This is a genomic window from Curtobacterium sp. MMLR14_010, from assembly GCF_001865015.1.
Lineage (GTDB): Bacteria > Actinomycetota > Actinomycetes > Actinomycetales > Microbacteriaceae > Curtobacterium.
In genome coordinates this window covers 37968-45619 of record NZ_MJGV01000024.1, presented here as the reverse complement: position 1 = coordinate 45619, position 7652 = coordinate 37968, and the positions used below count along the sequence as shown (strand labels likewise).

Here is a 7652-nt window from a genome sequence, read left to right as displayed (position 1 = left end):
CTGGCGGGTCCTGCCCGGTCCCACCGCCCTCAAGGTCATCGAGCTGCTCCTGCTCCTCGCCGTCATCGTCTTCGCGCTGTTCACCTGGGTGTTCCCCTTCATCGCGGCCGACATCCTGCCGCCACCCGACGGCACCGTCGACACCTCGGCGACGCCGACGCCCTGACCCGACGCCCGGCCGTCAGACGGTCGTGGTCACCCGCGAGCCGCCACCCGGCGCGCGGCGGACCGCGATCCGCTCGGGGATCCGCTGCTTGAGCTCCTCGACGTGGCTGACGATGCCGACCTGACGACCGCCGGCGGTCAGGCGGGTGAGCTGCCCGATCACGCCGTCGAGCGACTCGGGGTCGAGCGTGCCGAAGCCCTCGTCGACGAAGAGCGTGCCGAGCGAGACCCCGCCGGCCTCGGCCTGCACGATGTCCGCGAGCCCGAGTGCCAGGCACAGTGACACCGTGAAGGTCTCACCGCCCGACAGGCTGCGGGGGTCGCGGGTGGTGTCCGTGGTGTGGTCGCGGACCGCGAGCGCCAGACCCGTGCGCCGCGATCGGCTGCCGGACTCACGCTCGTCCGAGGTCTCGAGCGCGAACCGCCCGCCGAGCATCGCCCGGAGCCGGTCGTTCGCCGCCGCGACGACGTCCTCGAAGCGGCGCATCAGCACGTAGGTGCCGAGCGTGATGCCCGTCGGGTTCACGCCGGGCGCACCGGCCGCGATGTCGGCGAGGCGCACCACCGCGCGGCTGCGGGCGGACGTCGCTGCCCGGGCCGTCACCGCACGCTCGACGTCCGTGGCGCAGCGCGCGGCGGCCGTGGCCCGGTCGGCGGTCGTGGTGGCGTCGCGAGCGGCGGCCTCGAGCGCGGAGGCGGCCTGGACCCGTGCGGCTCGGGCTGCGTCGAGGTCGAGGGACGCGGGGGCGTCCTGCGCCGCGGCGACGACGGCCGGTTCCGCGAGCCCGGCGTCCACCACCGCACGCTCACTGTCGGCGACCCGCACCTGTTCCTGGAGCCGCTCGGCGTCGTCGGGGCCGAGCACGGCGGCCCGGGCGGCGGCGACGTCGGCGAAGTCCTGCTCGGCGACGACCCGGTCGACCTCCGTCCGGCGTTCGACGACCGCGCGTGCGGCGGCGCGGGCGTGCTCGTCGGCGGTGGCGACCGCTCGCAGGGCCTCGACGCGGCGGTCGATCGCGGCGACCGCGTCCGGCAGCGCCGAGGGCTGCTCGTCGAGGTGCGCGAGGTCGGCCGTCAGCGTGTGCAGCGCCGTGGCGACCGCGGTGGTGTCCTGCTCGATGCGGTCGGCGTCCGCGGCGGTCGTCGCGAGGAGGACCTGGCGGCGGGCATCGACCTCGTTGCGGTCGCGTTCGAGCGCACGGGTGGCGTCGTCGTGGGCGGTGCGGGCACGTTCGTGCCGGGCGACGTCGGCGGCGGCGGCGCGGGCCTCGGCGAGTCGGGCGTCGGCGTCGGCTGCGCGGGCGTCGAGGTCGGTCGAGGTGGTCGTGCCGAGGACGGTGGCGAGTCGGTCGCGGTCGGCCCGGTCGAGCGCCAGCGTGGTCGCGGCGTCGGCGAGCAGGTCGTCCGCGCGGCGTGCGGCTGCGGCGGCCTCGGCGATCTGCGCCGGCGTGGGGTGGTCGGCCTGCGGTGCAGCGACCGCGGGGTGCTCCACGGCACCGCACACCGGGCAGGGGTCGCCGGGCTGGAGCGCTGCGCCGAGCTCCCCCGCCAGGCCGGCGATCCGGCGCTCACGGAGCTGCTGCTCGGCGTCGAGTGCCCGCTGCGCTGCGACCCGGGCGGCGGTGACCGCGGCTTCCCCGTCGGTGACCCGGACCCGGGTGGCGTCGAGCTCCGCGGACACGCGCCGGAGTTCAGCGACCGCGTCGGCCTGGTGCTGAGCGGCGTCGGCACCGGCTGCCGTGACGGCGGCGGCCCGGGCGGTCTCGACGATCTGCGCGCGCTCGGCCGGGCGGGCGTCGAGCGCGGCGTCGAGTTCGGTGCGCCGGGTGCCCAGTCGTTCTGCGTCTGCGCGGGCGGCGTCGAGCGCGACGCGGCGACCGGGCAGCGCCCGGGCCACGGTCACCAGGTGTCGGACCCCGCCGACGACGTCCGTCAGGCGGTCGCGCTCGGCCGCGATGTCCTCGTCGGTCACCCCGTGCTCGGTGCGGACCGCGTCGCGCACCGCATCGGCGGCGGACGCGCGCTGCTCGGCGGCGTCGAGACCGTCCGCGACGGCGCTGACCCGTGCTGCGCGTTCGGCGACGGCCAGGCGGTGGCGGACGTCCGCCACCGTGGCGGACTGGTCGTCGAGTGCCGCGGCTCGACGGAGGAGCTCGGCACGACGCTCGAGCGCGGCGGCCCGGAGCACGACGGCCTGTTCGTGTTCCGTGGCAGCCGTCACCGTCAGCGCGGCCTGCGCCCGGACGGCCTCGGCAGCCTCGGCGGTGGCACGGAGCTCGGCGGCGACGTCGGGGACCGCCGGCTCGTCCGCGTCGGGACGACCGGAGGCCTCGGTGAAGCGTGCGAGGGCGTCCCGCACGCGGGCGTCGGCGGCGTCGACCTCCGCAGCGGCGGCACGGCGCCGGGTGGCGAGCTCGTCGGCGGTGCGGTCGTAGATCTCGGTGCCGAACAGGGACTGCAGCAGGCGGCGGCGGTCTTCGCCCGGGGACTTCAGGAACTTCGCGAACTCGCCCTGCGGCAGCACGACCGTCTGCAGGAACTGCGCGCGGTCGAGCCCGATGATCCGCGTGATCTCCGCACCGACTTCTTGTGCACGGGCGGAGACGGGTTCGCCGGCGGCGTCGGTCGAGCCGGACAGTCGGGTGAGCTGCGCCGACGCCTGCTGCTTCACGGTGCCGGAGCCGCGCTGCTTGGGGCGGTCGTACTGGGGGGTGCGGCGGACGCGGAACACGCCGGCACCGGTCTCGAAGACGAGCTCGACGAAGGGCTCGACCGCGGGGTCGGCGTGCTGGGAGTGCAGGCGGTCGGTGCTGACGTCGGTGCCCGCGAGCCCGCCGTAGAGCGCGAAGACGACGGCGTCGATGATCGTGGACTTGCCCGAGCCCGTGGGGCCCTCGAGCAGGAACACCCCGGACGCGGCGAGCGCGGCGAAGTCGATCGACACGAGGTCGGGGTACGGGCCGATGGCGCGGAGTTCGAGCCGGTGCAGGTACATCAGCGCACCGTCCGGTCCTGGTCGGACATCGTCGCCACGGCGGCTTCGTAGGCGTCGCGCAGCACGAGGAGTTCGTCGTCGGAGGGGGCTGCGCCGGTGGCGAAGGTCACGAAGTCGGCGGAGACCTCGACCGGGTCGGACGTCGCCGTGACCGCCCGCGTGGTGGTGCGTGCGGGGGCGTCGGTGGGTTCGTGTGTGACGGCGAGGGCGTACGGGAAGTGGTCCTTGACCCTGGCGTACATCCGCTCGGGGTGCACCGTGTCGGTCACGGCGACCCGGACCCAGGCGGCCGCGTGCTCGGCGAACGCGCCGGACTCGATGGCGTCGATCGACCCGCGGACGTCCACGAGTGGCCGCGGCACCGGCGTGGGGAGGAGCTCGACGGAGACCGTGCCAGCGGCGTCGAGGTCGACGAGCGTGACCGACTTGGTGTGGTTCCGCTCCCCGAACGAGAACGCGAGTGGCGACCCCGCGTACCGGATCCGGTCGGTGCGGCCGACGCGCTGTGGTCCGTGGAGGTGCCCGAGGGCCACGTAGTCGATGCCGTCGAACGTGGACTCGGCGACGCGGTCCACCCCGCCCACGCGGATGTCCTGCTCGCTGTCGCTCGGCTCGGCACCGCCGACGAAGGCGTGCGCGACGACGATGCTGCGGGTGCCGGGACGCGAGGCGAGGTCGGCCCGGACGCGGTCCATCGCGGCACCGACGACGGCCTGGTGGGAGCGGGCGAGCGGTTCGTCGGGGACGGTGGCGAGCGCGTACCGGACCATGTCGGGCTGCAGGTACGGGATGCCGTAGACGGCGACGGGACCGTCCGGGTCGTCGACGAGCACGGGCTCGGCGAGCCGCGCGGGCTCGGACAGGATGCGGACGCGCTCGTTCATCACCGCGGAACCGAACCCCAGCCGGACGGCGGAGTCGTGGTTGCCCGGGGTCACGACGACCTTGGCGACGGTGGCCAGACGTTCGAGCACGGAGGAGAGCATCCGCACGGCGTCGACCGGCGGGATCGCGCGGTCGTAGACGTCCCCGGCGACGACGACGAGGTCGACGGAGCGCTGCACGACGACCCCGACCAGGTGGTCGAGGAAGGCGGCCTGGTGCTCGAGCAGGTCGGCACCGAGCAGCGAGCGGCCCAGGTGCCAGTCGCCGGTGTGCAGGATGCGCATGCCGGTCACGCTAGCGCCGCCCACGGACATCACAGGGCACCCCGCCCGTGCCTGTGGAGAACCCGGTCAGCCGCAGCTGAGGTTGGTGCCGACGAGGGCGGTCTGGATCTTCGTCGTCGAGGTGCTCGTGGCGGTCCACGTCCCGCCGAGGTTGGTCCGGACGGTGACGGTGACGTTCGCACCGAGGCTGAGGATCCCGGTGCCGACCACCCGGACGGACGACGCCGTACCGACGGCAGTCCCGACCACCGTCGAGCCCGCCATCACGTCGAAGGACGAGACCACCCCGGGTGCTCCGGCGTACGTGAACCCGATGGTCACGGAGTTGTCGCTGTTGCCCACGCAGGTCAACGCCGTGGTTGCCACCGCAGTCGCGGCTTGCAGGGAGCCCGACGCGGTCGAGGTCTTCGCGGTGAACGGGGCGGCGACGGCCTGCGCCGGCAGCAGCAGGCCGAGGCCGCCGGCCACCAGCACCACTGCGGCGACCCCGCCGGTGCCGCGCAGCCGGCGCTGCCGCCGGGCCTGACGGCGGTGCGCGCGGCGGGACAGCACCTGCCGGGGCAACCCGTGGCGGGACAGCACGTGGCGACCCGACCGACCGTCGGGCCGCGCGGACGGGGCGGACGAGGGGGGAGCCTCCAGGCTGTGCCGCGGTGACGGACCGGGCCCGTCGTCGGGACCAGGACCGTCGTCGTCCTCACGGCCGGCCGCGGCCAACCGCCGGAGCGAGCCGTCGACCGTGGCCAGCCACAGGACGACCGCGACGGCGAGGACCAGCAGCGCGACCTTCGACCAGTCGCCGTCGCGCATCCAGACGATCGGCGTCCCGACGACGGGGATGCGCAGGAACGCGACACCGTGCACGTCGGACCGGGTGATCGCGGTCGAGTCGGGTTCGGGGTTCGCGTCGCCCTTGGTGACGACGGAGCCGCGGGGGCCGGCCTCGACGAAGCGGTGCATGCGGAGGTGACCGGCCTGGTCTGGGTCGTCGGCGAGCAGGACCTGGCCGACCCGGAGCTCCGCTGGCGCCACCGGACGGGAGACGACGACGTCGCCGGGGACGATCCGCGGTGCCATCGAACCGGTCATCACCGTGGTGGGGAGCCAGCCGATGACGGCGGGTGCTGCAGCCCAGAGCGCCAGGCCGAGGAGTGTGGCGACCACCCCGCGGGCGACCGTCGCGACGACGACACGCCCCCAGTCGACGGCGTCGTGGAGCGCATCGTGCGGTGTGCGTCCACCGCTGACTTCGATGCTGACCATGGGTGCCTTCGACCGGGGGCGTGCTGGGGTCGACGGACAGGGCCGGCTCGTGCACGGACCTGGTCGTCGCTGACGGGAACGCTGCCGGGCGTGCTGGTCACACGTCCGTCACCGCTGGCGGCGTCTCAGCTGTTCTGGGCCTCCCAGGTGAGGCCGACGGAGGCGGTGCCGTTCATGACCGTGTTCGGCGCGGTCGGCGAGACCGTGTACGTCACGCGGTAGACCTTCGAGTCGGACGCGCTGCCGGTCGGGGTCCAGGTGCCGACACCCGTGGCGTAGTTCGTCGCCGACGTGCCGAACGTGGCGAGGGTGCCCGAGTAGACGGAGCTGTTCGTGGCGGCGGGCGTGAAGCCGGTGCAGGAGCCGAAGCCGCCGCCCGTGCCGAGGTCGATCGCGAGGGTGATGTTCGACGCCAGCCCGTTGGTCGTGGCCGGGGCGGTCGCGTAGAGCTTGACGGCGGACGCGAGCGAGCCGGTCGAGGTCACCGTGATGCAGTTGGACCCGGTCGAACCGGGCTTCAGGCCGGTGGCGTTGAAGAGCGCGGTGTTGTTGTCGTCGTCCGTCAGGGCGACGTTGCCGGCGGTCCAGTTGCTCGTCGGGTTCACCGTGGTGGCGGAGAACGCGGAGTACGAGGCGGTGGAGACGACGGCGCCCGAGGCGACGAGAGCGGCGGGGATGGCGATCCAGGCGGCGAGACGGGCAGCACGAGGGGTGACACGAGGCATGGCGGTGCTCCAGAGGAGAAGAGGTCTGATCGGTGGTTTCGGCCGGGACCGCGATGGTTTGAGTCGCGCTGCATGCCGGGGTGGTGCGGTGTACTGGTTGGTACGACGATCAAGTTACTTGCTCCGAGAGTGACTGACAAGACGCCCGACGCCCCCTCTGGTGGGGACAGCGGAGATGTCTCAATCGGTGAGATACTCGCTCGATGAGCAGTACGGTGCCGACCACCTCCCCCACGACGCCCGCCGTACCGAACCGCCCCGACGACGGCATCGCCGCCCTGGTGACCGCCTTCCGTCTGCTGCAGACACAGCACTCACGGGTGCTCCACCACGAGAGCAGCATCCGCGGGCTCAACCCGACGGACAGCCGCTTCGTGTTCTTCCTGGCGTCGACCGATGACACGGGTGTCACCCCGAAGCGCGCCGGCGAGTACCTCGAGCTCTCCACGGGTGCCATGACGTCGCTCATCGACCGGCTCGAGCAGGGCGGCCACATCGAGCGTCGCCCGAACCCCGACGACCGCCGCAGCATCCTGATCCACCTGACGCCGTCCGGCGAGGCGATCGCCCAGCAGATCGGCGCCGTGTACTCGGCCGCGTTCCGGGAGGTCATCGCCCCCGACGCCCGGGAGGACCTCGCCGAGGCGTTCACGCGGTTCGGCAGCGCGCTCGCCCGTCGCTCCGGCGCCTCCGCCTGACGAGTCGGACTGGCTCTGCGCGCCCGGGCGTAGGTTCGGGGCATGACCCCCTCAGAACTCCTCATCGAAGCGTTCTCCCGCGTGCCCGAGACCGTCGAGCGGGCCGTCGACGGACTCTCCGAGGACCAGCTCGCGTCGCGACCCGGCACGGGCGCGAACACCGTCGGCTGGCTCGCCTGGCACATCGCACGCGGGCAGGACGTCCAGGTCGCCGACCTCGCGGGCACCGAGCAGGTGTGGACCGCGGACGGCTGGTACGACCGCTTCGGGCTGCCCTTCCCGGCGGAGGCGCTCGGCTACGGCATGTCCCAGGACGACGTCGGCCGGGTCCGTGCGTCCGGTGAGCTGCTCACCGGGTACCTCCGCGCGGTCCACGAGCGGACCGTCGCGTACCTCGGCACGCTCGGACCGGACGACCTCGACGCCGTGGTGGACGACGCATGGGACCCGCCTGTCACCGCCGGTGCCCGGCTCGTCAGCATCCTCGACGACTGCACGCAGCACGCCGGACAGGCCGGCTACGCGCGCGGGCTGCTGTTCTTCAACCGCTGACGCGCATCGAGGGAGCAGGAATGGTCGGGTACACGACGGCGACCCGACCATTCCTGCTCCACCGATGACGGCCGGGAGGCCCGGT

Annotated in this window: 6 protein-coding genes; 2 read left to right on the top strand and 4 right to left on the bottom strand. The window is 73.8% G+C overall.

From position 1 onward, the window contains the following. Nucleotides 1-181: 181 nt before the first annotated feature. The 4 genes from BIU98_RS19950 to BIU98_RS05445 form a co-directional block, all read right to left on the bottom strand. Nucleotides 182-3160 (bottom strand): AAA family ATPase, encoded by a 2979-nt coding sequence (locus tag BIU98_RS19950; protein WP_071272940.1) that lies wholly within the window; start codon nucleotides 3158-3160, stop codon nucleotides 182-184. Continuing rightward, nucleotides 3160-4329 (bottom strand): exonuclease subunit SbcD, encoded by a 1170-nt coding sequence (locus tag BIU98_RS05455; protein ID WP_071272937.1) that lies wholly within the window; start codon nucleotides 4327-4329, stop codon nucleotides 3160-3162. The genes BIU98_RS19950 and BIU98_RS05455 overlap by 1 nt, the downstream gene beginning before the upstream one ends. Before the next feature lie 66 nt (nucleotides 4330-4395). Continuing rightward, entirely contained in the window at nucleotides 4396-5592 is a 1197-nt protein-coding gene (locus BIU98_RS05450; RefSeq protein WP_071272934.1) for a S24/S26 family peptidase, read from the bottom strand. A 125-nt stretch (nucleotides 5593-5717) separates the two neighbouring features. Next, nucleotides 5718-6317 (bottom strand): hypothetical protein, encoded by a 600-nt coding sequence (locus BIU98_RS05445; RefSeq protein WP_071272931.1) that lies wholly within the window; start codon nucleotides 6315-6317, stop codon nucleotides 5718-5720. A 203-nt stretch (nucleotides 6318-6520) separates the two neighbouring features. On the opposite strand from BIU98_RS05445, the gene BIU98_RS05440 reads away from it, so the two are divergent. Both BIU98_RS05440 and BIU98_RS05435 read left to right on the top strand, forming a co-directional pair. Further along, nucleotides 6521-7015 (top strand): MarR family winged helix-turn-helix transcriptional regulator, encoded by a 495-nt coding sequence (locus BIU98_RS05440; protein WP_083393001.1) that lies wholly within the window; start codon nucleotides 6521-6523, stop codon nucleotides 7013-7015. A 42-nt stretch (nucleotides 7016-7057) separates the two neighbouring features. Continuing rightward, complete coding sequence (locus BIU98_RS05435) at nucleotides 7058-7567, top strand: DinB family protein (protein WP_071272925.1); 510 nt, start codon at nucleotides 7058-7060, stop codon at nucleotides 7565-7567. The last annotated feature ends 85 nt before the right edge of the window (nucleotides 7568-7652 follow it).